22 protein-coding genes are annotated in these 20856 nt (G+C 67.3%); 18 read left to right on the forward strand and 4 right to left on the reverse strand.

The window, feature by feature from the left end; genetic code table 11:
* The 3 genes from AC3WLE_RS24830 to AC3WLE_RS24840 form a co-directional block, all read left to right on the forward strand.
* A partial coding sequence (locus AC3WLE_RS24830) for a DUF3108 domain-containing protein (protein WP_492363597.1) occupies positions 1–819 on the forward strand: 819 nt, incomplete at its 5' end.
* 51 nt (positions 820–870) lie between these two features.
* A complete protein-coding gene (gene pcaD, locus AC3WLE_RS24835) occupies positions 871–1713 on the forward strand; it encodes a 3-oxoadipate enol-lactonase (protein ID WP_492320770.1) in 843 nt (280 codons plus the stop codon).
* A gap of 225 nt (positions 1714–1938) precedes the next feature.
* On the forward strand, positions 1939–2196 hold the full coding sequence (locus AC3WLE_RS24840; protein WP_010812891.1) for a BTH_I0359 family protein: 258 nt from the start codon (positions 1939–1941) through the stop codon (positions 2194–2196).
* A 73-nt stretch (positions 2197–2269) separates the two neighbouring features.
* Here the strand turns inward: AC3WLE_RS24840 and AC3WLE_RS24845 are convergent, their stop codons facing one another.
* The gene (locus AC3WLE_RS24845) at positions 2270–2662 is read right to left on the reverse strand and encodes a rhodanese-like domain-containing protein (protein ID WP_492352926.1); all 393 of its coding nucleotides are present in this window, start codon (positions 2660–2662) and stop codon (positions 2270–2272) included.
* A gap of 230 nt (positions 2663–2892) precedes the next feature.
* On the opposite strand from AC3WLE_RS24845, the gene AC3WLE_RS24850 reads away from it, so the two are divergent.
* The 5 genes from AC3WLE_RS24850 (at position 2893) to AC3WLE_RS24870 (ending at position 8863) form a co-directional block, all read left to right on the forward strand.
* A complete protein-coding gene (locus AC3WLE_RS24850; RefSeq protein WP_316152324.1) occupies positions 2893–3954 on the forward strand; it encodes a homocysteine S-methyltransferase family protein in 1062 nt (353 codons plus the stop codon).
* Between the two features lie 16 nt (positions 3955–3970).
* Positions 3971–6718 carry a methionine synthase gene (metH, locus tag AC3WLE_RS24855; RefSeq protein ID WP_492352925.1) on the forward strand — a complete coding sequence of 916 codons (2748 nt, stop codon included), beginning with the start codon at positions 3971–3973 and terminating at the stop codon, positions 6716–6718.
* 263 nt (positions 6719–6981) lie between these two features.
* Positions 6982–7452, forward strand: coding sequence for a hypothetical protein (locus AC3WLE_RS24860; RefSeq protein WP_492320767.1), 471 nt, complete (start codon positions 6982–6984; stop codon positions 7450–7452).
* Positions 7453–7777: 325 nt separating this feature from the next.
* Positions 7778–8410, forward strand: a complete 633-nt coding sequence (locus tag AC3WLE_RS24865) for a response regulator (protein ID WP_010812886.1) — start codon at positions 7778–7780, stop codon at positions 8408–8410.
* Positions 8411–8455: 45 nt separating this feature from the next.
* Positions 8456–8863, forward strand: coding sequence for a response regulator (locus AC3WLE_RS24870; RefSeq protein ID WP_035820351.1), 408 nt, complete (start codon positions 8456–8458; stop codon positions 8861–8863).
* Positions 8864–8903: 40 nt separating this feature from the next.
* Here AC3WLE_RS24870 and AC3WLE_RS24875 read toward each other — a convergent pair whose 3' ends face one another.
* The gene (locus AC3WLE_RS24875) at positions 8904–10307 is read right to left on the reverse strand and encodes a sensor histidine kinase (RefSeq protein WP_492320766.1); all 1404 of its coding nucleotides are present in this window, start codon (positions 10305–10307) and stop codon (positions 8904–8906) included.
* Between the two features lie 283 nt (positions 10308–10590).
* Here AC3WLE_RS24875 and AC3WLE_RS24880 point away from each other — a divergent pair, with 283 nt between their 5' ends.
* Together AC3WLE_RS24880 and AC3WLE_RS24885 are read left to right on the forward strand one after the other, a co-directional pair.
* The gene (locus AC3WLE_RS24880) at positions 10591–10758 is read left to right on the forward strand and encodes a DUF1328 domain-containing protein (RefSeq protein ID WP_010812883.1); all 168 of its coding nucleotides are present in this window, start codon (positions 10591–10593) and stop codon (positions 10756–10758) included.
* 52 nt (positions 10759–10810) lie between these two features.
* Positions 10811–11239 (forward strand): DUF883 family protein, encoded by a 429-nt coding sequence (locus AC3WLE_RS24885; RefSeq protein ID WP_492320765.1) that lies wholly within the window; start codon positions 10811–10813, stop codon positions 11237–11239.
* A 175-nt stretch (positions 11240–11414) separates the two neighbouring features.
* Here AC3WLE_RS24885 and AC3WLE_RS24890 read toward each other — a convergent pair whose 3' ends face one another.
* Positions 11415–11735, reverse strand: coding sequence for a DUF1840 domain-containing protein (locus AC3WLE_RS24890; RefSeq protein WP_035820355.1), 321 nt, complete (start codon positions 11733–11735; stop codon positions 11415–11417).
* A 265-nt stretch (positions 11736–12000) separates the two neighbouring features.
* On the opposite strand from AC3WLE_RS24890, the gene argS reads away from it, so the two are divergent.
* The 5 genes from argS to AC3WLE_RS24915 all read left to right on the forward strand — a co-directional run bounded on the left by argS (position 12001) and on the right by AC3WLE_RS24915 (position 17190).
* A complete protein-coding gene (gene argS / locus AC3WLE_RS24895; RefSeq protein ID WP_492320764.1) occupies positions 12001–13788 on the forward strand; it encodes an arginine--tRNA ligase in 1788 nt (595 codons plus the stop codon).
* Between the two features lie 115 nt (positions 13789–13903).
* Positions 13904–14638, forward strand: coding sequence for an SPOR domain-containing protein (locus tag AC3WLE_RS24900; RefSeq protein WP_492320763.1), 735 nt, complete (start codon positions 13904–13906; stop codon positions 14636–14638).
* A gap of 166 nt (positions 14639–14804) precedes the next feature.
* Complete coding sequence (locus AC3WLE_RS24905; protein WP_492352923.1) at positions 14805–15440, forward strand: thiol:disulfide interchange protein DsbA/DsbL; 636 nt, start codon at positions 14805–14807, stop codon at positions 15438–15440.
* A gap of 107 nt (positions 15441–15547) precedes the next feature.
* A complete protein-coding gene (locus AC3WLE_RS24910) occupies positions 15548–16354 on the forward strand; it encodes an SDR family oxidoreductase (RefSeq protein WP_492320761.1) in 807 nt (268 codons plus the stop codon).
* Between the two features lie 2 nt (positions 16355–16356).
* Entirely contained in the window at positions 16357–17190 is an 834-nt protein-coding gene (locus AC3WLE_RS24915; RefSeq protein ID WP_492320760.1) for a helical backbone metal receptor, read from the forward strand.
* Positions 17191–17195: 5 nt separating this feature from the next.
* Here AC3WLE_RS24915 and AC3WLE_RS24920 read toward each other — a convergent pair whose 3' ends face one another.
* Entirely contained in the window at positions 17196–18272 is a 1077-nt protein-coding gene (locus AC3WLE_RS24920) for an MBL fold metallo-hydrolase (protein ID WP_492320759.1), read from the reverse strand.
* 205 nt (positions 18273–18477) lie between these two features.
* Here AC3WLE_RS24920 and AC3WLE_RS24925 point away from each other — a divergent pair, with 205 nt between their 5' ends.
* The 3 genes from AC3WLE_RS24925 to AC3WLE_RS24935 all read left to right on the forward strand — a co-directional run bounded on the left by AC3WLE_RS24925 (position 18478) and on the right by AC3WLE_RS24935 (position 20792).
* Positions 18478–18942 carry a MerR family transcriptional regulator gene (locus tag AC3WLE_RS24925; protein ID WP_492320758.1) on the forward strand — a complete coding sequence of 155 codons (465 nt, stop codon included), beginning with the start codon at positions 18478–18480 and terminating at the stop codon, positions 18940–18942.
* A gap of 127 nt (positions 18943–19069) precedes the next feature.
* Positions 19070–19546 carry a PaaI family thioesterase gene (locus tag AC3WLE_RS24930; protein WP_492320757.1) on the forward strand — a complete coding sequence of 159 codons (477 nt, stop codon included), beginning with the start codon at positions 19070–19072 and terminating at the stop codon, positions 19544–19546.
* Between the two features lie 64 nt (positions 19547–19610).
* Complete coding sequence (locus AC3WLE_RS24935; RefSeq protein WP_492320756.1) at positions 19611–20792, forward strand: isovaleryl-CoA dehydrogenase; 1182 nt, start codon at positions 19611–19613, stop codon at positions 20790–20792.
* Positions 20793–20856: the final 64 nt, after the last annotated feature.

Consider the following 20856-nt stretch of genomic DNA (forward strand, 5'->3'; position numbering starts at 1 on the left):
CAGCCCAGGGCGGCCGCGCCGGCCCCGGAACCCGCGCCGCAGGAAGCCCCCGCTCCCCCGCTCGCCACCAGCCCGCAGGGCGCGACCGAAATGGCCTCGGGCAGCGGCGGCGAGGGCAGCGCGGCCAAGCCTGCCGCCGCAGCCGCGCCGTCCGGCGGGCCGCAGGGCGGCGTCGATGGCGTGCGCTACGACCCGCCGCCGTCGGCGACGATGCACTACGCCAGCTTCGTCAACGGCGTGCAGAACCCCGACGGCCTGATCCGCTGGGAGCAGGACGGCAGCCGCTACCGTCTGGCGGTCGAAACCCGCGTGTTGTGGTTCCGCTTTGCCTTCCAGAGCGGCGGCGCGATGGCGGTGCAGGGGCTGTTGCCGGAACGCTACGAAGAGCGCCGCCGCAACAAGACCGAGACCTCGCGATTCGATGCCGCGGCCGGCACCGCGGTGTTTGCCTCGGGCACGCAGGCGCCGTTCCCGCCCGGCGCGCAGGACCGCTTCAGCGTATTCCTGCAACTGGTGGGGTTGGTGCGCGGCAATCCCCAGCGATATGCCACCCCCGGAGTGACGGAAGCATTCCTTGTGGCCGACACGCGGGATGTGGAACCCATGCAAGTGCAGTATGTTGGAGAGGACGAGATCGACACCGGCAACGGCGTGATACGCGCAAAGCACTTTGTGAGGCTGCAGCGCCGTGCCAATGACAGGCGCCGCGTCGAGCTGTGGCTGGCGCAGTCGCTCGGCTGGATGCCGGTGCGCCTGCGCCAGACCGAGCCCGACGGCACCCAGATCGACCTGGTGTACCGCGGCAGGGAAGGGCAGTAGGACCGCGGCGCGCGCCTCCCGACGCACCATCTAACCGAAAGGAGCCCAGCCATGACCGTTGCCACGCCACCCGCCGAAACCCACCGCATCCACGCCGAAGGCGCCGACCTGCACGTGCGCGTGGACGGGGCGGACGGGCCCTGGGTGATCCTGGTCCACGCCCTGGCTGCCGACCACACGCTGTGGGACGCCACCGCGCAGCACCTGGCGGGCCGCTATCGCGTGGTGCGCCCTGATATGCGCGGCCACGGGGCCAGCGACGCCCCGCTCGGGCCCTATACCATGACGCGGCTGGCCGACGACGTGGTCGCGGTGATGGACGCGCTGCAGATCTCCCAGGCGCATTTCTGCGGGATTTCCGTCGGCGGCATGATCGGGCAGACCATGGGGCTGCGCCATCCCGAACGGCTGTTGTCGCTGGCGCTGGTGGCTACCAACAGCCAGACCCCGATGGAGGCGCACCCGATGTGGCACAACCGCATCGGCCAGGCCGAGGCCCATGGCATGGCCGGCATGGCCGATGCCACCCTCGGGCGCTGGCTGACGCCGGCCTTCCATGAGGCGCATCGCGACCAGGTGTCGCGCATTCGCGACAGTCTGGTGGCCACGCCGGTACGTGGATACGTGGGTGTGGCCGAGGCAATCATGGCTTTTGACCTTGCCGGCGCGCTTTCCCGCATTCATTGTCCTACGCTGGTAGTAGCGGGCGAGCAGGACCAGGGCGCAACCGTGGCGATGGCACAGAGCATCGCCGCGGCGATTCCCGGAGCCAGGCTCGAGGTCGTGCCGCAAGCGGCGCACCTGGTGCACGTGGAGCAGCCCGAGCGCTTCCACGCCGCGCTGGACGCCTTTCTTGGGAATGCCGCATGCGGGGGGCAGTGCGACGTTCCGTGACAAGCAACACACTGATGTGGAAGGCTCAAGAAACTTGTTGCATTGGCCGATGCCCAATCCATGTAAGGCAGAAAATCGTGGCAACGAGGTGACCCGCACCAATAACTTGATTTCCCGCTGGTCACCCCAAGTTTGGAGGTAAAGCCGCGGCGCCCCCTCAAGGCATCAACTGAGGCAAGAACCACAAGGGCATGCCGCCCATCCATGACGCCCAGGAGGTGTGCCATGCAAATGATCTACAACAGCGACAACTACTGCATCGTGGAATTCGGTGCGGATGTCGATCAGGCGCCGCTTGAGTTTGGTGGCTACGAAATCGTCGACAAGAATCTGAAGCGCGAAATCTTCCTCGGCGGCCACCTGGCCGAGAGCTTCCGCGCCGACGTCAAACGCCTGATTGAAAGCGAGCCATCCGTGGAGGAAGTCGACGATTTTCTCGGCAAGTTCGACAACGTCATGATGCACCCGCTGGTGATGCACTGAGCGGCTTTGCCTGGAACGATCACCGCCCGCTTCGGCGGGCGTTTTTGTTGGTGGCGGGCGCTGCGGGCCGCGCTCAGTACTGTTCCCACGGCAGCCCGTCATGGCGCCAGCCGTTGACCGTATTGCGGTGGCGCTGCGCATCGAGGTCGCCCTCGAAGCCGTGCAGCACGAACTGGACGTTGGAGAAGCCCGCGCCCTCCAGTGCCCGCGCCGCCGCCGACGAGCGGTTACCGCTGCGGCAGATCAGCAGCACCGGCCGCGCCGATGCCTGGCCCGCCAGTTTCTTCACCATCTGCACGAAATGCGGGTTGACCTCCCAGTCCGGGCCATCGTTCCAGGGTACGTTGTGCGCGCCCTTGGGATGGCCGACGAACAGGTATTCCATCTCGCTGCGGCAGTCGATAAAGAGCGTCTCGGGCGATTGCGCCAGCAGGTTCTGGGCGTCGGCGGGGGAGAGATGTTGCATGGCGGGCAAGGAAGGGGCAGCGCGAAGCGCGCCCTGGGGCGGTGACGGTTACGTCTCTCAGTGTAGGCGCCAGCGGGCCGGACAGGCAACCGCGGGCCACCGCGGGCAGCCGCAAGGCCTTGATACACCTGATAAAATCGTCCCTCTTTGGCCAGCATAGGCCACAGCAGCGGCCCGGCGCCGATCCAGCCATGGATACGCCGCAGGCCCGCCTTTCCAGAGTCCCCGCCATGAGTGCCCCTGAATCCACCGCGGCCGCGCCGCGCCCCTACACCCGGGCTGCCGAGTTGCCCCGGCTGCTGCAAGAACGCATCCTGATCCTGGATGGCGCCATGGGCACCATGATCCAGCGCTACAAGCTGACCGAGGCGGACTACCGCGGCGCGCGCTTCGCGGAACACAAGGTGGACGTCAAGGGCAACAACGAGCTGCTGCTGCTGACGCGCCCGCAGGTCATCAGCGAGATCCATGAGCAGTACCTGGCCGCCGGCGCCGACCTGATCGAGACCAACACCTTCGGTGCCACCGGCGTGGCGCAGGAAGACTACAAGATGGCGGACCTGGCGTACGAGATGAACGTCGAGGCCGCGCGCCTGGCGCGCGCCGCCTGCGACAAGTACAGCACGCCGGAGAAGCCGCGCTTTGTCGCCGGCGCCTTCGGCCCGACGCCCAAGACCGCCAGCATCTCGCCCGACGTGAACGACCCGGGCGCGCGCAACGTGACCTTCGAAGAGCTGCGCGATTCCTACTACGAACAGGGCAAGGGCCTGCTGGAAGGCGGCGCCGACGTGTTCCTGGTCGAGACCATCTTCGACACGCTCAATGCCAAGGCGGCGCTGTTCGCCATCGACCAGCTGTTCGAGGACACCGGCGAACGCCTGCCGGTGATGATCTCCGGCACCGTGACCGATGCCTCGGGCCGGATCCTGTCGGGCCAGACCGTGGAAGCGTTCTGGAACAGCCTGCGCCACGCCCGGCCGATCACGATCGGTCTGAACTGCGCGCTTGGCGCGACGCTGATGCGCCCCTATATCGCCGAACTGGCCAAGGTGTGCGATGCCGCGGTGTCGTGCTACCCGAACGCGGGTTTGCCGAACCCGATGAGCGACACCGGCTTCGACGAAACGCCGGAAGTCACTTCGTCGCTAGTGGAAGAATTCGCCGCTTCCGGCCTGGTGAACCTGGTGGGCGGCTGCTGCGGCACCACCCCCGAGCATATCGCCGCCATCGCCGAGCGCGTGGCCGACAAGAAACCCCGCACCTGGCCCGGCCAGTACCGCGACGCCGCCTGAGCCGGAGCCTGACAACATGAGCGACAACCAACTGCCCCCGCGCCCGATGCGCCTGTCCGGCCTCGAGCCCTTCACCATCGACGACGACACGCTGTTCGTCAACGTCGGCGAGCGCACCAACGTGACCGGCTCCAAGGCCTTCGCGCGCATGATCCTGAACGGTCAGTTCGACGAGGCGCTGGCGGTGGCCCGCCAGCAGGTCGAGAACGGCGCGCAGATCATCGACATCAACATGGACGAGGCCATGCTGGACTCGAAGGCCGCCATGGTTCGCTTCCTGAACCTGATCGCCTCCGAGCCGGACATTGCGCGCGTGCCGATCATGATCGACTCGTCCAAGTGGGAAGTGATCGAGGCCGGCCTGCAGTGCGTGCAGGGCAAGCCCGTGGTCAACTCGATCTCGCTCAAGGAGGGCGAGGAACAGTTCCGCCACCACGCCGCGCTGATCCGCCGCTATGGCGCCGCCTCGGTGGTGATGGCCTTCGACGAGAAAGGCCAGGCCGACACCTTCCAGCGCAAGACCGAGATCTGCAAGCGCAGCTACGACATCCTGGTCAATGAAGTCGGCTTCCCGCCGGAAGACATCATCTTCGACCCGAATATCTTCGCGGTCGCGACCGGCATCGAGGAGCACAACAACTACGCGGTGGACTTCATCGAGGCCACGCGCTGGATCAAGCAGAACCTGCCGTACGCCAAGGTCAGCGGCGGCGTGTCCAACGTGTCGTTCTCGTTCCGCGGCAACGACACGGTGCGCGAGGCGATCCACACCGTGTTCCTGTACCACGCCATCGGCGCGGGCATGGACATGGGCATCGTCAACGCCGGCCAGCTCGGCGTGTATGACCAGCTTGACCCCGAGCTGCGCGAGCGCGTGGAAGACGTGGTCCTGAACCGCCGCGAAGATTCCACCGACCGCCTGCTGGAGATCGCGGACCGCTTCAAGGGCGGCGGCGCGAAGAAGGAAGAGAACCTGGCCTGGCGCGGCACGCCCGAGCAGCCGGTGCCGGTGGGCGAGCGCCTGGCGCACGCACTGGTGCATGGCATCACCACCTTCATCGTCGAAGACACCGAAGAGGTCCGCCAGCAGGTCGAGGCGCGCGGCGGCCGCCCGATCGAGGTGATCGAAGGCCCGCTGATGGACGGCATGAACATCGTCGGCGACCTGTTCGGCGCGGGCAAGATGTTCCTGCCGCAGGTGGTCAAGAGCGCGCGCGTAATGAAGCAGGCGGTGGCGCACCTGCTGCCCTACATCGAGGAAGAGAAGCGCCTGCTGGCCGAGGCCGGCGGCGACGTCAAGGCGCGCGGCAAGATCGTGATCGCCACGGTGAAGGGCGACGTGCACGACATCGGCAAGAACATCGTGTCGGTGGTGCTCCAGTGCAATAACTTCGAAGTGGTCAACATGGGCGTGATGGTCCCGTGCAACGAGATCCTGGCCCGCGCCAAGGTCGAGGGCGCGGACATCGTCGGGCTGTCGGGCCTGATCACGCCGTCGCTTGAAGAGATGGCCTACGTGGCCTCGGAAATGCAGCGCGATGACTACTTCCGCGTGAAGAAGATCCCGCTGCTGATCGGCGGCGCCACCACCTCGCGTGTGCATACCGCGGTCAAGATCGCGCCCAACTACGAAGGCCCGGTGGTGTACGTGCCGGATGCCTCGCGCTCGGTCAGCGTGGCGTCGAGCCTGCTGTCGGATGAAGGCGCAACCAGGTACCTGGACGAGCTGAAGACCGACTACGACCGCATCCGCACCCAGCACGCCAACAAGAAGGCCACGCCGATGGTGACGCTGGCGCAGGCGCGCGCCAACAAGACCCCGATCGACTGGAGCAGCTACGTGCCGCCCAGGCCCAAGTTCATCGGCCGGCGCGTGTTCCGCAACTACGACCTGGCGGAACTGGCCAACTACATCGACTGGGGCCCGTTCTTCCAGACCTGGGACCTGGCCGGCAAATTCCCCGACATCCTCAACGACGAGATCGTCGGCGAGTCGGCGCGCAAGGTGTTCTCGGACGGCAAGGCCATGCTGTCGCGCCTGATCCAGGGCCGCTGGCTGACCGCCAACGGCGTGATCGCGCTGCTGCCGGCCAATACCGTCAACGATGACGATATCGAGATCTACACCGACGAGACCCGCAGCAAGGTCGCGCTGACCTGGCACAACCTGCGCCAGCAGAGCGAGCGCCCGGTGGTGGACGGCGTGCGCCGCCCCAACCGCTGCCTGGCGGATTTCGTCGCGCCCAAGGACAGCGGCATCGCCGACTATGTCGGCCTGTTTGCGGTTACCGCGGGCCTGGGCGTGGAGAAGAAGGAAGCCCAGTTCGAAGCCGACCATGACGACTACAGCGCGATCATGCTCAAGGCGCTGGCCGACCGCTTCGCCGAAGGCTTTGCCGAGTGCCTGCACGAACGCGTGCGCAAGGACCTGTGGGGCTATGACGCCGGCGAGCAGCTCAGCAACGAGCAGCTGATCGCCGAGTCGTACCGCGGCATCCGCCCGGCGCCTGGCTACCCGGCGTGCCCGGAGCACACCGTCAAGGGCCCGATGTTCGAGTTCCTCGACGCGGCCGAGATCGGCATGGGCATCACCGAGTCGCTGGCGATGACGCCGGCCGCCTCGGTGAGCGGCTTCTACCTGGCGCATCCGCAGTCGACCTACTTCTCCATCGGCAAGATCGGCCAGGACCAGCTCGACGACATGGCGGCGCGCCGCCACGAGGACCGCGCCACGCTGGAGCGCGCGCTGGCGCCCAACCTGTAACCGGGTGCGACGGCAGGGCGGCGGGGGCGGCGGCATGGCCCCGCCGCCAGCCCATTGATGCAGCAGGGAAAACCGCTGCAGGCGGGCGGCAAAGCCGTGCCGGGGCGGCGTGGCAGGCGCCTCACAACTCCTTACAGAGCCTTTCAACTCCTCACAGACCGGCGCAGCCCGGCTCCCTAGACTGAGGGCTCGATACACGCAATCACCAGCGTGATCACCGCGGCGAATGTTTCGCCGTGGGGCATCCTGAAAGGAGTCTGTCCATGAAGAAACTGCTGCTCTCCCTGTCCGCTCTGTCGATCGCTGCCGCTTCCTCGCTGGCCATGGCCCAAGGCACCGGCGTTTCCGTTGGCACGAAGGCCGATGTCGGCGCATCGGTGACCACACCCTCTCCCGCCGCTGCAGCGCAGGGTGGCCTGAACACTGCCGGCAGCGCCGCCACGGGTGCCGCAGGCGCGGCCGAAAAGGGTCTGTCGACCGCGGGCGCGGCCACCGAGAAGGGTCTGTCGGCAGCAGGCTCCGCCGCTGACAAGGGCCTGTCCACCGCCGGCGCGGCCGTCGACAAGGGGGTTGGCACCGCCGCCGACGCCACCGCCGGCGCCAAGGCAGACGCCGGCAGCAAGTCCAAGCGTGACAAGCATGACAAGCACGCCGCCAAGTCGACCAAGAAGGCCAAGGCCGACGCGAGCGTGGGCGTCAGCGCCGGCGCCGACGCGGGTGCCAAGGCGCAGTAACGTGCCGCGCTGGTCCACAGTCACTGGCCACTAGCGACTAGCCTCAGCCTCATGCCGGTGCCGGCGGCGCCAGCGCCCTCCAGGAAGTTTCAGCACTGACGCGCCGCAGCAAAGCGGGACGGATCACCTCCGTCCCGCTTTGCGTTTGTGCGCGGCGAGCCGGCGCGCCATGTGCCGTGCACGCGTTCTGTCCGCGCATCATGTCAGCCTGACACCGACAGCCCGCGCCCGCGCGCGGCACTACAATGACAATCAACGCAAGCGGTTCCGCCTGCACCCGACTGCACCGGGCATGTGCCGGTCTGTTCAACCCAGTGGAGCCCACATGATCCGCATCCTGATCGCTGACGATCACGAGATTGTGCGTGCCGGGCTGCGCCAGTTCCTTTCCGAAGAGCCCGACATCCAGGTGACAGGCGAGGCCGGAAGCGGCGACCAGGTCATGGCGCAGCTGCGCGATGCCGAGTTCGATGTGCTGGTGCTGGACATCTCGATGCCCGACCGCAACGGCATCGACGTGCTCAAGCTGATCCGCCAGCGCAAGCCCGAATTGCCGGTCCTGATCCTGTCGACCTACCCGGAAGACCAGTACGCGATCAACCTGATCCGTGCCGGCGCTTCTGGCTACCTGACCAAGGAAAGCGCCCCGGACGACCTGGTCAAGGCCATCCGCACGGTGGCCCAGGGCCGCCGCTACGTGAGCGCCACCGTGGCCGACCTGCTGATCGGCGGGCTCGACAAGCCGACCGAGCAGCCGGTGCACCAGATGCTGTCGGAGCGCGAGTTCCAGATATTCTGCAAGCTGTCGCGGGGGCAGTCGGTGTCGGTGATTGCCGACGAACTGTTTCTCAGCGTCAAGACCGTCAGTACCTATCGTTCCCGTATTCTCGAGAAAATGGGCATGAAGACCAACGCTGACCTGACCTATTACGCCATCAAGAACGGCCTGGTCGAATGACAGCCCGCGATGGGCCGCACCGGACGAGGACCAGCAATACATAACATGTCGGAGCAGGCTTCGAACACTTCCTACCGGGCGCTGAGCATACTGCTGATTGAAGACTCGGCGGTCCTGCGAGGCATGCTGCTCGAATACCTGAAGGATTTCCCTTTCATCGAGAACGTGGACTGGGCCGATACCGAAGCCATGGCCCTGCGGCTGCTCGCCGCCGGCAAGTACGATGTGGTCATCGTCGACCTGCAGCTGCGCCAGGGCAACGGCATCAATGTGCTGCGCGCGATGCAGCGCAACGGCACCGGCGCGGTGCGCATCGTCTACACCAACCACGCCCAGGTCAGCATGTACCGCCGCCAGTGCGCCGAGGCCGGCGCGGACTACTTCTTCGACAAGTCGCTCGAGCTCGAGCAGGTGTTCCGCGTGATCGAGGAGCACGCTGCGCCGGCGCCCTGAGCCGCGCCAGCCCATCACATTCCCTGCCTGCCGGTGCGCGTCAGGCGCGCGCCGGCTCCTGGTTTTCCGGCGCCTCTGCCGGCGCCAGCACCGCGTCCGTCAGCGGCACCTCGATGCGGATGCGCACGCCCGCCTGTGCCAGGGAATCGATCTGCATGCTGCCGCCCAGCGCGGTGACGCGCTGCTCCATGCCCAGCAGCCCGTGGTGGCCGGCGGTGCTGCCGGCGTCGAAGTCCGCCGGCAGGCCCTTGCCGTCGTCGCGCACGGTCAGCGTCAGCAGGTTGTCCTGGCAGGCCAGGCTGACATCGATGTGCCTGGCTTCAGAGTACTTGCTGGCATTGGTCAGCGATTCCTGCACGATCCGGTACAGCGCGATCGCGGCCTCGTCGCGCAGCGGCGGCAGGTCTTCCGGCACGCTGACATTGGTCTCCCAGTCATTGCGCGCCCCCACTTCCTCGACCAGCTGGCACACCGCCGCGCGCAGGCCCAGGTTCAGCAGCACCGTGGGGCGCAGGTCCTCGATCAGGCGGCGCTTGATCTGGATGCCCTGGTCCACGTGCAGCATCACACGCGTGAGGCGCTCGGCCGCCACCGGATGGTCCTCCTGCACCTTGCGGCGCACCCAGTGCAGGTCCAGCTTGATCGCGGTCAGGATGGCGCCCAGTTCGTCGTGCAGTTCGCGCGCCAGGCGTGTCTTTTCGTCCTCGGTCACGCGCTGCAGGTGGGCGGCCAGCGCCGACAGCTGGCGCGTGCGTGCGCGCACCTTGCGGTCCAGCCGCACGCTTTCCTCTTCCAGCTGGGTGCGCACCGCCTCGGCCATCGACAGGCGCTTGGCGTGGCCGACGCCCACCGCCATCATCAGGATGATGTTGATGGCGGTGAGCAGGCCGATGCCGTAGCGCGACAGCTGCACGTCGTTCTCGGCGCCTTCCAGCCGGTGCGAGACCGCGCCGGCCTCGCGCGCCTGCAACTGGTCCAGGCCGCGGCGCGCGTTGTCCATGGTCTCTTTGCCGTAGTCGGTGCGGATCAGGTCCAGCGCCACTTCCAGGTCGCGCTTGCCGTAGACCAGCGTCAGCGCCATCTCATTGAGCTTGCTGTTGATCAGCTTGGAGGTGTCGCTGAACTGTTTCAGGCCTTCGGGATCGTTGGCATAGCCGGCGCGGATCTGCGCCATCAGTTCGGCGATGCGCGGCAGGGCCTTGTAGTACGGCTCCAGGTAGCTTTCCTTGCCGGTCAGCAGGAAGCCGCGCTGGCCGGCCTCGGCATTGACCAGCTCGCCGTTGAGCGCGGCCAGCTCGGTCTGCACGCGCTGCGAGCGGATCACGTCGGTATAGCTTTCGCGCAGGCGGATATTGCCGGTTTCCGACGCCACCAGCACCGCCAGCGTCAGCAGGATGCCGCCCGCCAGCAGCAGCGTGTGGGGGAGAAAGGACTGCTTGAACATGGGCAATTCCTGTTTAGTGAAGGCGCGCCGCTCGCCCGCCGCAGCGCCAGGGAGCGCCCATGGAATCACATCGATCGCCATGGGTCAACCTTGAAGCGGGCCCGCGCGGGCCTTGTCCGGGTGCTTGTAGGACTCGGCTGACAGCGGAATCGGCTCGCTGTCAGTATTGGTGCGCGGGCTGGCTTTCTACGATGAGGCTATGAGCTTGCACCCCTTGGCGCAAGCCCTCACATGGGCCCAGCCAGTGCGCCTGGCCTGGTCCGATTGCTTCGGGAGCCTAGCCATGCTGCAATATGCACTCGTATTTTTCGTCATCGCCCTGATCGCCGCGATCTTCGGTTTCGGCGGAATTGCCGCCGGCGCCGTGGAAATCGCCAAGATCCTGTTCTTCATCTTCCTGGTCGTGGCGCTGGTCGCCGCGGTGATGGGCCTGGTCCGCAGGGGGCGATGACACCGGCCGCGAGCCGTTTCCCGCCACCGCCGACCGAAACTGAGGAGACCGTATGCTGACGCAGAACCCGAAAGTCAGGAAGGAACTGAACCACCTGTCCGACAGTGCCGACAGTGCCATCCGCCACATCAGGCATGCTGCGCGCGACACGCGCGATGCGGCAGCGCCGGTATCCGGCGAGGTCAAGGCGCTGATCGCCCAGCTGGAGCACACCATCGAAGTACTGGCGCGCGAGGGCTCTGCCGAGAGCGTGCGCGCCGGGCAGCGCCTGCGCGAGCGGGCCACCGACATGGCCCATCGGCTGCGCGCCCAGACCACCGACGGCATGATGCGCGCCCGCGAGCGCATGGATGGTGCGGTAGAGCACGCCCAGCACCGCGTGGCCGAGTCGCCGTTGAAGGCTGTGGCGATCGCGGCGGCCGTGGGGGCGCTGATCGGGCTGCTGCTGGCCAATGGCCGGCGCCATTCAGAGGAGGAGTAGGCCCGCCCCTAGCCACCAGACCGATACCAGGATCCGCCTGCCACACCTGGCGGGTCCTGCAAGGGATTCCCCCCTTTCCGGAACCCTCGTCCGGAAGCCCGGCAGCCCACTGCGGTGCCGGGCGTTTTTTTGGGCGCGCGGCGATCCGTGCCGCACGCAACTGTGCCTGTTTCCGTCACACCCCCCACATCACATTGGCGCCCTCACGCTGGGAGGCACGCAGCATGTCCAGGAACGGGTAGGCGCGCTGGCCCAGGTGCAGCGGTTCTTCCTCGTCTTCGTCGTTGCCGGTGTCCGCTTCGACGGCCGAGCTGGCGGGATGGGTCTTGGCATCGGCGACCGCGGCTTCCAGCTTGTGGATCGCGGTTGGAAGCTCTTCTACGGTGATCACCCCTCGTTCCCCGAGGCGCTTGCCGATGATGCCCAGCAGCGTCATCGCCAGATCCTTCATCATGATCAGGTCCTGCGCGGCGTGGGATTTGAAGGTGATCAGCATGATGTGTTTTCCTTTCACGGAGAGGCGGGGGGCATTCCCGGGGGCGGGAAGTCTCGCTGATTTTGGGCCCGGATTGTGGCCCGGGGCCATCCTCGCGCATGATGTCAGCATAGCACCTGATAAAATTCGGCGTTCCCGATTCCAATGCCTGTCACGCGGCGCGGCGCGGCGTTCACTGTTCCTTTGCCGTCACTTGCCGCCTTCCGGGCGACGGCGCCGCCCAAGGCGGTGCCTGAATACCTTGCCCACAGGGCTTCCGACATCCATGCTGCCTGTTCAGACCTCCAATCTTGCCGCCGCGTTCACTGATGCGGTGCGCGCGCTCGCCCCGGCCGATGCCACCCTGCCCGCCGTCACCTTCGAGCGGCCCAAGGTGGCCGCCCACGGCGACCTTGCCTGCAACGTCGCCATGCAGGTCGCGCGCGCGCTCAAGAGCAACCCGCGCGAGCTGGCCCAGCGCATCGTCGATGCCGTGCAGGCCGACGCGCGCGCGCAGGGCCTGGTCCAGGCCATGGAGATTGCCGGCCCCGGCTTCATCAACCTGCGCCTGACCCCGGCCGCCAAGGCCGACGTGCTGCGCGCGGTGCTGGCCGAGGGCGACCACTACGGCGCGCGCGAGCGCGGCGTGCACGGCCAGGTGCTGGTGGAGTTCGTCTCGGCCAACCCGACCGGCCCGCTGCACGTCGGCCATGGCCGCCAGGCGGCACTGGGCGACGCGCTGGCCAACCTGCTGTCGTGGCAGGGCTGGCACGTGCACCGCGAGTTCTACTACAACGACGCCGGCGTGCAGATCCAGACCCTGGCGCTGTCGGTGCAGGCGCGCGCGCGCGGCCTCAAGCCCGGCGACGCCAGCTGGCCCGAGGCCGCCTACAACGGCGACTACATCGCCGACATCGCCGCCGACTTCCTGGCCGGCAAGACCGTCAGCGCTTCTGACGGCGAGCCCGTGACCGCGTCGGGCAACGTCGAGGACATCGACTCGATCCGCAAGTTTGCCGTCACCTACCTGCGCAACGAGCAGGACATCGACCTGCAGGCCTTCGGCGTCAAGTTCGACCGCTATTACCTGGAGTCGTCGCTGTACAGCGACGGCCGCGTCGAAGCCGCGGTGCAGTCGCTTACGGCCAAGGGCAAGACCTACGAGAGCGAGGGCGCGCTGTGGCTGCGCACCACCGACGACGGCGACGACAAGGACCGCGTGATGAAGAAGAGCGACGGCACCTATACGTACTTCGTGCCGGACGTCGCTTACCACACCACCAAGTGGGAGCGCGGCTTCACCAAGGTCATCAACGTGCAGGGCAGCGACCACCACGGCACCATCGCACGCGTGCGCGCCGGCCTGCAGGGCCTGGACATGGGCATCCCGCAGGGCTACCCCGACTACGTGCTGCACAAGATGGTCACCGTGATGAAGAACGGCGAGGAGGTCAAGATCTCCAAGCGCGCCGGCTCCTATGTCACCGTGCGCGACCTGATCGAATGGTCCAACGGCGGCGACGAGACCATCCGCGGCTGCCTGGATACCGGCGTGGCCGACTGGCCGCAGCACTTCACCCGCGGCCGCGACGCGGTGCGCTTCTTCCTGCTGTCGCGCAAGGCCGATACCGAGTTCGTGTTCGATGTCGACCTGGCGCTCAAGCAGAACGACGAGAACCCGGTGTACTACGTGCAGTACGCCCACGCCCGCATCTGCTCGATCTTCGAGTCGTGGGGCGGCGCGGACTGGGAAGCCCGCCTGGCCGAGCTGGCCGGCGCCGACCTGTCCGCCGTGACCGGACCCGAAGCCAGCGCCCAGGCGCAGGCGCTGGGCCGCCGTCTGGCCGAGTTCCCGGACATGCTGTCGGGCGCCGCCGCCGAGCTGGCGCCGCATGCGGTCGCCTTCTACCTGCGCGACCTGGCCGGCGACTTCCACGCCTTCTACAACGCCGACCGTGTGCTGGTTGACGACGAGGCCGTCAAGCGCGCCCGGCTGGCGCTGCTGGCCGCCACGCGCCAGGTGCTGCGCAATGGCCTGGCGGTGATCGGCGTGTCCGCCCCGCGCCGCATGTAAGCAGGCGTCCGGCGCCCCCGCGCGGGGGTACGGGGCCATCCGGCCCCGGGGACGATGCCAGTGCTGCCGTTGGCGGCGCTGGCCCTATAATCCCGGCATCACCGAAGAGGACTTCATGCAACAGCAACGCAAGCGCGAGTCGCGCCATGTCCGCCGCAACCAGCAACGCGGCGGTACGTTCCTGGGCCTGGTGCTCGGGCTGATCGTCGGGCTGGCCATCGCCGTGGTGGTCGCCCTGTACATCACCAAGTCGCCGACCCCGTTCCAGCAGAAGAGTGCCCCGCGCCCGAGCGAGCCGGGCAATGTCACCAGCCAGCTGCCGCCGCCGGCCCAGCGCGCCGACGAGGGCCCGAGCGACCCCAACAAGCCGCTGTGGAGCAAGACCCCGGCCAAGCCGGTGGGCCAGGCGCCCGAGCCGGAACCGAAGCAGAACGGCCAGCATGGCCAGAACGGCCAGAACGGCCAGCAACCCCCGGTGGCCGTCGCCCGTCCGGCCGAGAAGCCGGTGGAAAAGCCCGTGGAGAAGCCGGCTGACAAGCCTGTCGCCAGCAAGCCGGCCGAGAAGCCGGTGGCCGACCCGATCGCCGAGATCGCCCAGGCCGATGCCAACAAGGTGGGCTACCTGCTGCAGGTGGGCGCGTTCCGCTCGTCGGACGACGCCGACCGCCAGAAGGCCAACCTGGCGATGCAGGGCTTCGAAGCCCGGATCACCGAACGCGATGTCAACGGCGTCAAGATGTACCGGGTGCGCCTGGGGCCGTTCAACCGCATCGAAGACATGAACAAGGCACGCGACCGGCTGCAGTCGTCCGGCTTCGAGGCCTCGGTGATCCGCTTCACCAAGCAGTAAGCCGGACCGCAGGGTCAGGCGTTATTCCGGTCGTGTCCGGCGGCACTGGCAGTAATCGCCGGTAACCGCCGCAACACGTTGTCACCAGAAGCAGCCGGCGTTTCGCTGAACCGGACGCCGCCGCCGCTGTCATACGCTCATCGTCCAACCGCAAGGCCGCACCAAGATGAAAAAACTCGCCGCACTGTTCGCCATGTTCGCCGCCGTGGGCGGCCTGCTGATGTCCGCCCCGTCCCGGGCGGCGCCCGCCGAGGGCAAGGAATACCAGGTCCTGAAGGCGGCCCAGCCGGTCGCCGCGGGCAAGATCGAGGTGACCGAGTTCTTCTGGTACGGCTGCCCGCACTGCTACGATTTCGAGCCGGACCTGGAAGCCTGGGTCAAGAAGCAGGGCGGCAACGTGGTCTTCAAGCGCGTGCCGGTCGCGTTCCGTGACGACCTGCTGCCGCACACCAAGATCTTCTATGCGCTGGAAGCCATCGGCAAGCTCGACGCCATGCACAACAAGGTCTTCAACGCCATCCACGTGGACCGCAAGCGCATGACGGACCCCAACGAGATCGCCGAATTCATGGCCAAGAACGGCGTGGACCGCAAGGCCTTCCTGGATGCCTACAACTCGTTCACGGTGACCACCAACTCGCAGCGCGCCAACAAGATCGCCGACGCCTACAAGATCGACGGCGTGCCGACCGTGGTGGTGCAGGGCAAGTACGTGACCTCGCCGTCGATTGCCGGCAACAAGCAGGGCGCGATCCAGACCATGGATTACCTGGTGGATCAGGTTAAGGCGAAGAAGATGTAATCTGCTGGCGACCTTCGCAAGCCGAGGGTTATCCAACACCTGTAGCAAGCCAAACGGCTGGTATCCTGTACCAGCCGTTTTTTATTTCAGACTGCAACCCTGCCTTCATGCGTCCCCTCAAAGTCTTCCTCACCGGCGCCTCCAGCGGCCTGGGCCAGGCTCTCGCGCGCGAATACGCGTCGCAAGGCGCCATCCTCGGGCTGGTGGCGCGCCGCGAGGACGCGCTGCGCGAGTTTGTCGCCACGCTGCCCAACCCGGGCGCGGTGCGCGTCTACGGCGCCGATGTGCGCGATGCCGACGCCATGGCGCGTGCCGCTGAAGACTTCGTCGGCCATTTCGGCTGCCCGGACGTGGTGATCGCCAATGCCGGGGTCTCGGTCGGCACCGTCGCCAGCGAGCGCGAGGACCTCGACGCCTTCCGCCAGGTGATGGATACCAACTGGTTTGGCGTGCTGACCACCTTCCAGCCGTTCATGCATGCGATGCAGGCGCGCGAGCCCGGCCACTTCGGGCGCCGCGGCACGCTGGTGGGCATTGCCAGCGTCGCCGGCGTGCGCGGGCTGCCGGGCGCGGGCGCCTACAGCGCGTCCAAGTCGGCGGTGATCAAGCTGCTGGAAAGCCTGCGGCTGGAGCAGCGCGCGCACGGCATCCGCGTGGTCACGATCGCGCCCGGCTATATCCGCACGCCGATGACCGCGCACAACCCGTACCGCATGCCGTTCCTGACCGATGCCGACGTGTTCGCGCGCAAGGCCGTGCGGGTAATCGCGGCAGGACGGCGGTTCCGCGTGATTCCGTGGCCGATGGGCGTGGTGGCGGCGCTGCTGCACGTGATGCCGCGCTGGCTCTACGATGCGCTGGCCGCGGGCGCGCCGCGCAAGCCGCGGCGCGCCGACCCGCCGCAGGAGCCCTGACCATGTGGCGCGACGCCATCGGCCAGCAGCATGCCGCCGCCAGCGGGGTGGTGCGGATCGCGTCGCTGGTGCCGTCGGTGACGGAGTTGCTGTTCGCGCTCGGGATGGCCCGGCAGATGGTGGCGCGCACCGGCTTCTGCATCCACCCGGAGCCGGCCGTGCGCGCGGTGCCCAAGGTGGGCGGCACCAAGGACGTGAACGTGGCGCGGCTGCGCGAGCTGGCGCCCACGCACGTGGTGGTCAATATCGATGAGAACCGGCGCGAGACCGTGGACGAGATCCGCGCATTCGTGCCCAATGTGATCGTCACCCATCCGTGCGCGCCGGAAGACAACCTGGGGCTGTACCAGCTGCTGGGCGGGATCTTTGGCTGCCACGCCGAGGCCGAGGCGCTGTGCACGGCGCTGCAGGTGCAGCTGGACGCGATCCGCGTGCGCCCGTGGCCGGCGCGCCGCGTGCTGTATGCGATCTGGCAGGACCCGTGGATGACGGTGTCGCGCGATACCTATATCAGCCGCATGCTGGCATTGGCCAACTGGCACACCTGGCCCGAGGGCAGTGCCGCATTGCAGGCCTGCGTGGGCGGCGACTGCAGCCGCCCCAACGCGCCCGGCGAGCGCTATCCCACCTTCCGCTGGAGCGACGCGCTGGTGCGCGAGCTCGACCTGGTGCTGCTGTCGACCGAGCCCTACCGCTTCACCGAAGACCACGCCGACGCGCTCGAGCGCCAGCTTGGCAAGCCGGTGCTGCTGGTCGACGGCGAGATGCTGTCCTGGTATGGCAGCCGCGCCGTCGACGGGGTGCGCTACCTGGCGGCGCTGGCGGCCGCCAACTAAGCCAGTCAGGCCGCGCGGAAGCGGATCACGCCGTCATCGCCGGTTTCCCGCGCCAGCTCGCCGCGGTGCCACAGGCAGTGCAGGTGGGCCAGCGACTCGCCCATGGCGAAGGTCATCTGGTGGATGTCGAACTGGCGCTTGAAGATCACGCTGACGATGTCGTGCGCGCTGCAGGCCTTCTCGCCGCAGGCTTCGAGCGTTTCGGCGAGGCGGTCGGCATGGTGCTCGCGCAGCTGCATGATGCGGGTATGCAGGTTGCGGAAGGGGCGGCCATGCGAGGGCAGGATCAGCACGTCCTGCGGCAGCGGTTCGTACTTGCCGAGCGAATCCAGGTAGAGCTGCAGCGAATTGCCTTCGGGCTCCATGTCGAACACGCTGACATTGGTCGAGATGCGCGGCAGCACCATGTCGCCGGAGATCAGCACATTGGTGGCGGCGTTGTACAGCGCCACGTGCTCGGGCGAATGGCCGAAGCCGGTGATCACGCGCCAGGCCGAGGTCGCCGCATCGGTGCCGATCCGCACCGTGTCGCCCTCCATCATGCGGCGGTACTGCGCCGGCAGGTCCGGCACCAGCGACGGGTAGTAGGTCTTGCGCGCGCGCAGCTTTTCCTGGCTGTCGGCATCGGTCAGGCCGTGCAGCGCGAAGTGCGCGGCGGCGGCGTCGCCGCCCGCGCTGGAGCCGGCACCGGTGCCGCTGCCCATCACGCGCGCGCTCATGTAGTCGCCCAGGCTCATCCACAGCCGCACGCCGAAGCGCTTGCACAGCCAGTGCGCCAGGCCGACATGGTCGGGGTGGCTGTGCGTCACCAGCACGCGCACCACTGGCAGGCCTTCCAGCTCATTGGCGAAGATGGTTTCCCAGTGGCCCTTGATGATGTCGTTGGTGATGCCGCAGTCGATGATGGTCCAGCCGTCGCGGCCGTCCAGGCGGTCGCGCAGCAGCCACAGGTTGATATGGTCGAGCGCGAACGGCAGCGGCATGCGCAGCCAGTAGACGCCGGGGGCGACTTCCTGCTTGGAGCCGGGCTCGGGCATGGTATCGCCGAACGGGTATTGGAGCTGGTGTTCGAGTGCGTTCATGAGGAGTCTCGTGGTCGAAGCCTGGCGCGGGGCGCGGGCTTTCTCGTTCTGCCGGCACGCCAAGCATCGAGCAGGGGCGTGCAAGCACCGGTTGCCAGCCGATCTGGTTGACGCTAACGTAAACGTCAATCATACGGGTTCGTTTCCATCTTAAGCGAAAACTTGACTTCACAACGAACGACCGTTCACTTTCTTTGGGCAGGCTATGTCAGCGACGCCAGCGGCGGCTTCCGCCACCTACACCATCACCGACCTTGCGCGTGAATTCGACATCACGCCCCGGGCCATCCGTTTCTACGAGGACCAGGGCCTGCTGTCGCCGGAGCGCGAAGGGCCGGGCGGGCGCAAGCGTGTCTACAACGGCCGTGAACGGACCCGGCTGAAGCTGACGCTGCGCGGCAAGAGGTTGGGGCTTACTCTCAATGAGATCCGCGAGATCCTTGACCTCTACGAGTCACCACGCGACACAGCCCCGCAGCTGGAGCGCTTCCTGCACTCGCTCGCGGCGCACCGGCGCACACTGGAGCGGCAGATGGAAGACCTGCAGGCACAACTGGCCGAGATCGACCAGCATGAGCGCCAGTGCAGGGCCTTGCTGGCCGCCCAGACCGGCAAGCAGCAGCCGGCCACGGAAGGCGGCGATGCGCCGGCCCGGACCTCGGCCGCCTGAAGCGCCACTTCCACCGGCATCCGTGCCGGATGGGATTGACGTTTACGTAAACGTCAATAGAATACCCGGACAGCGCGCGCAGCCTGTTGCTGCCGGCGACCCAACGTTTTCACACCGGAACTCCGCCATGACGTCATCCAACGCCAGTGCCGTACCCGCTGAACCAGGATCGCTGTCCGCCGCGCGCGCCGACGCCATCGCCACCAGCTTTTCCCGCCAGGGGCTGATGACCACCTTTGGCGCGACCCTGCGGCGGGTGGAGCGCGGCGAGGTCGAGCTGGCGATGCCGTGGTCCGACGGCGTGACCCAGCAGCACGGCTTCTTCCACGGCGGCGTGGTGGGTGCGCTGGCGGACAGCGCCTGCGGCTATGCCGCGCTCACGATGGTGGGCGAAGATGAGGCGGGCCTGACCGCCGAGTACAAGATCAACCTGCTGTCCCCCGCCCAGGGCGAACGCCTGGTGGCGGTGGGGCGGGTCCTCAAGCCCGGGCGCACGCTGATCGTGGCGCAGGGCGATGTCTATGTCGAGCAGGACGGCCGCCGCAAGCAGGTGGCCACCATGCTGATGACGCTGTGCGTGGTCAAGACTCTGGGCCACGTCTGAACTGACGGCTCCGGCCATCCATCCGGAACCCGACACACATACCGATTCCAAACAGGAGACCATCATGACCGAACTGCCAGGCCTGAAATTCGATCTGGGCGAAGACATCGAGATGCTGCGCAACTCCGTGCGCGACTGGGCCCAGGCCGAGCTGGCCCCGCGCGCCGCCGAGATCGACCGCACCGACCAGTTCCCGATGGACGCCTGGAAGAAGATGGGCGACCTGGGCGTGCTGGGCATCACCGTGGCCGAGGAATACGGCGGCGCCAATATGGGCTACCTGGCGCACATGATCGCGATGGAAGAGATCAGCCGCGCCTCGGCGTCGGTGGGCCTGTCCTACGGCGCGCACTCCAACCTGTGCGTGAACCAGATCCACCGCAACGGCACCGCCGCGCAGAAGGCCAGGTACCTGCCCAAGCTGGTCTCGGGCGAATGGATCGGCGCGCTCGCCATGAGTGAGCCCAATGCCGGCTCCGACGTGGTCAGCATGAAGCTGCGCGCCGAGCTCAAGGGCGACCGCTACGTGCTCAACGGCACCAAGATGTGGATCACCAACGGCCCCGACTGCGATGTGCTGGTGGTCTACGCCAAGACCGAGCCCGAGCTGGGCGCGCGCGGCATGACCGCCTTTATCGTCGAGAAGGGCATGAAGGGCTTCTCGGTGGCGCAGAAGCTGGACAAGCTGGGCATGCGCGGCTCCCACACCGGCGAACTGGTGTTCCAGGACGTGGAAGTGCCGGTCGAGAACATCCTGGGCGCCGAGAACGGCGGCGCCAAGGTGCTGATGAGCGGGCTGGACTATGAGCGCGCGGTGCTGTCCGGCGGACCGGTCGGGATCATGCAGGCGTGCATGGACGTGGTCACCCCGTATATCCACGACCGCAAGCAGTTTGGCCAGAGCATCGGCGAATTCCAGCTGATCCAGGGCAAGGTGGCCGATATGTACACCACGCTGCAGGCGGCGCGCAGCTACCTGTACACGGTCGGCAAGAACCTGGACGCGCTGGGCAGCGGCCATGTGCGCCAGGTGCGCAAGGACTGCGCCGCGGTGATCCTGTACACCGCCGAGAAGGCGACCTGGATGGCGGGCGAGACCGTGCAGATCCTGGGCGGCAACGGCTATATCAACGAATACCCGGCCGGCCGCCTGTGGCGCGACGCCAAGCTGTACGAGATCGGCGCCGGCACCTCGGAAATCCGCCGCATGCTGATCGGCCGCGAGCTGTTCGCCGAGACCATGTAAAGCGCGAGGGGGGGCGCCGAAATCACCCGGAGCCCCCGCCCGAACCCCATTACAATCTCAGTAC

This window comes from Cupriavidus sp. FW306-1B-F12B (assembly GCF_058781795.1).

Coding starts and splice junctions, on each gene's coding strand:
- AC3WLE_RS24900 (WP_492320763.1), top strand. CDS start 13,904: ATGCAACAGCAACGCAAGCGCGAGTCGCGCCATGTCCGCCGCAACCAG.
- metH (WP_492352925.1), top strand. CDS start 3,971: ATGAGCGACAACCAACTGCCCCCGCGCCCGATGCGCCTGTCCGGCCTC.
- AC3WLE_RS24885 (WP_492320765.1), top strand. CDS start 10,811: ATGCTGACGCAGAACCCGAAAGTCAGGAAGGAACTGAACCACCTGTCC.
- AC3WLE_RS24925 (WP_492320758.1), top strand. CDS start 18,478: ATGTCAGCGACGCCAGCGGCGGCTTCCGCCACCTACACCATCACCGAC.
- AC3WLE_RS24880 (WP_010812883.1), top strand. CDS start 10,591: ATGCTGCAATATGCACTCGTATTTTTCGTCATCGCCCTGATCGCCGCG.
- AC3WLE_RS24870 (WP_035820351.1), top strand. CDS start 8,456: ATGTCGGAGCAGGCTTCGAACACTTCCTACCGGGCGCTGAGCATACTG.
- AC3WLE_RS24930 (WP_492320757.1), top strand. CDS start 19,070: ATGACGTCATCCAACGCCAGTGCCGTACCCGCTGAACCAGGATCGCTG.
- pcaD (WP_492320770.1), top strand. CDS start 871: ATGACCGTTGCCACGCCACCCGCCGAAACCCACCGCATCCACGCCGAA.
- AC3WLE_RS24890 (WP_035820355.1), bottom strand. CDS start 11,735: ATGCTGATCACCTTCAAATCCCACGCCGCGCAGGACCTGATCATGATG.
- AC3WLE_RS24850 (WP_316152324.1), top strand. CDS start 2,893: ATGAGTGCCCCTGAATCCACCGCGGCCGCGCCGCGCCCCTACACCCGG.
- AC3WLE_RS24910 (WP_492320761.1), top strand. CDS start 15,548: ATGCGTCCCCTCAAAGTCTTCCTCACCGGCGCCTCCAGCGGCCTGGGC.
- AC3WLE_RS24875 (WP_492320766.1), bottom strand. CDS start 10,307: ATGTTCAAGCAGTCCTTTCTCCCCCACACGCTGCTGCTGGCGGGCGGC.
- AC3WLE_RS24915 (WP_492320760.1), top strand. CDS start 16,357: ATGTGGCGCGACGCCATCGGCCAGCAGCATGCCGCCGCCAGCGGGGTG.
- AC3WLE_RS24920 (WP_492320759.1), bottom strand. CDS start 18,272: ATGAACGCACTCGAACACCAGCTCCAATACCCGTTCGGCGATACCATG.
- AC3WLE_RS24845 (WP_492352926.1), bottom strand. CDS start 2,662: ATGCAACATCTCTCCCCCGCCGACGCCCAGAACCTGCTGGCGCAATCG.
- AC3WLE_RS24905 (WP_492352923.1), top strand. CDS start 14,805: ATGAAAAAACTCGCCGCACTGTTCGCCATGTTCGCCGCCGTGGGCGGC.
- argS (WP_492320764.1), top strand. CDS start 12,001: ATGCTGCCTGTTCAGACCTCCAATCTTGCCGCCGCGTTCACTGATGCG.
- AC3WLE_RS24865 (WP_010812886.1), top strand. CDS start 7,778: ATGATCCGCATCCTGATCGCTGACGATCACGAGATTGTGCGTGCCGGG.
- AC3WLE_RS24860 (WP_492320767.1), top strand. CDS start 6,982: ATGAAGAAACTGCTGCTCTCCCTGTCCGCTCTGTCGATCGCTGCCGCT.
- AC3WLE_RS24935 (WP_492320756.1), top strand. CDS start 19,611: ATGACCGAACTGCCAGGCCTGAAATTCGATCTGGGCGAAGACATCGAG.
- AC3WLE_RS24840 (WP_010812891.1), top strand. CDS start 1,939: ATGCAAATGATCTACAACAGCGACAACTACTGCATCGTGGAATTCGGT.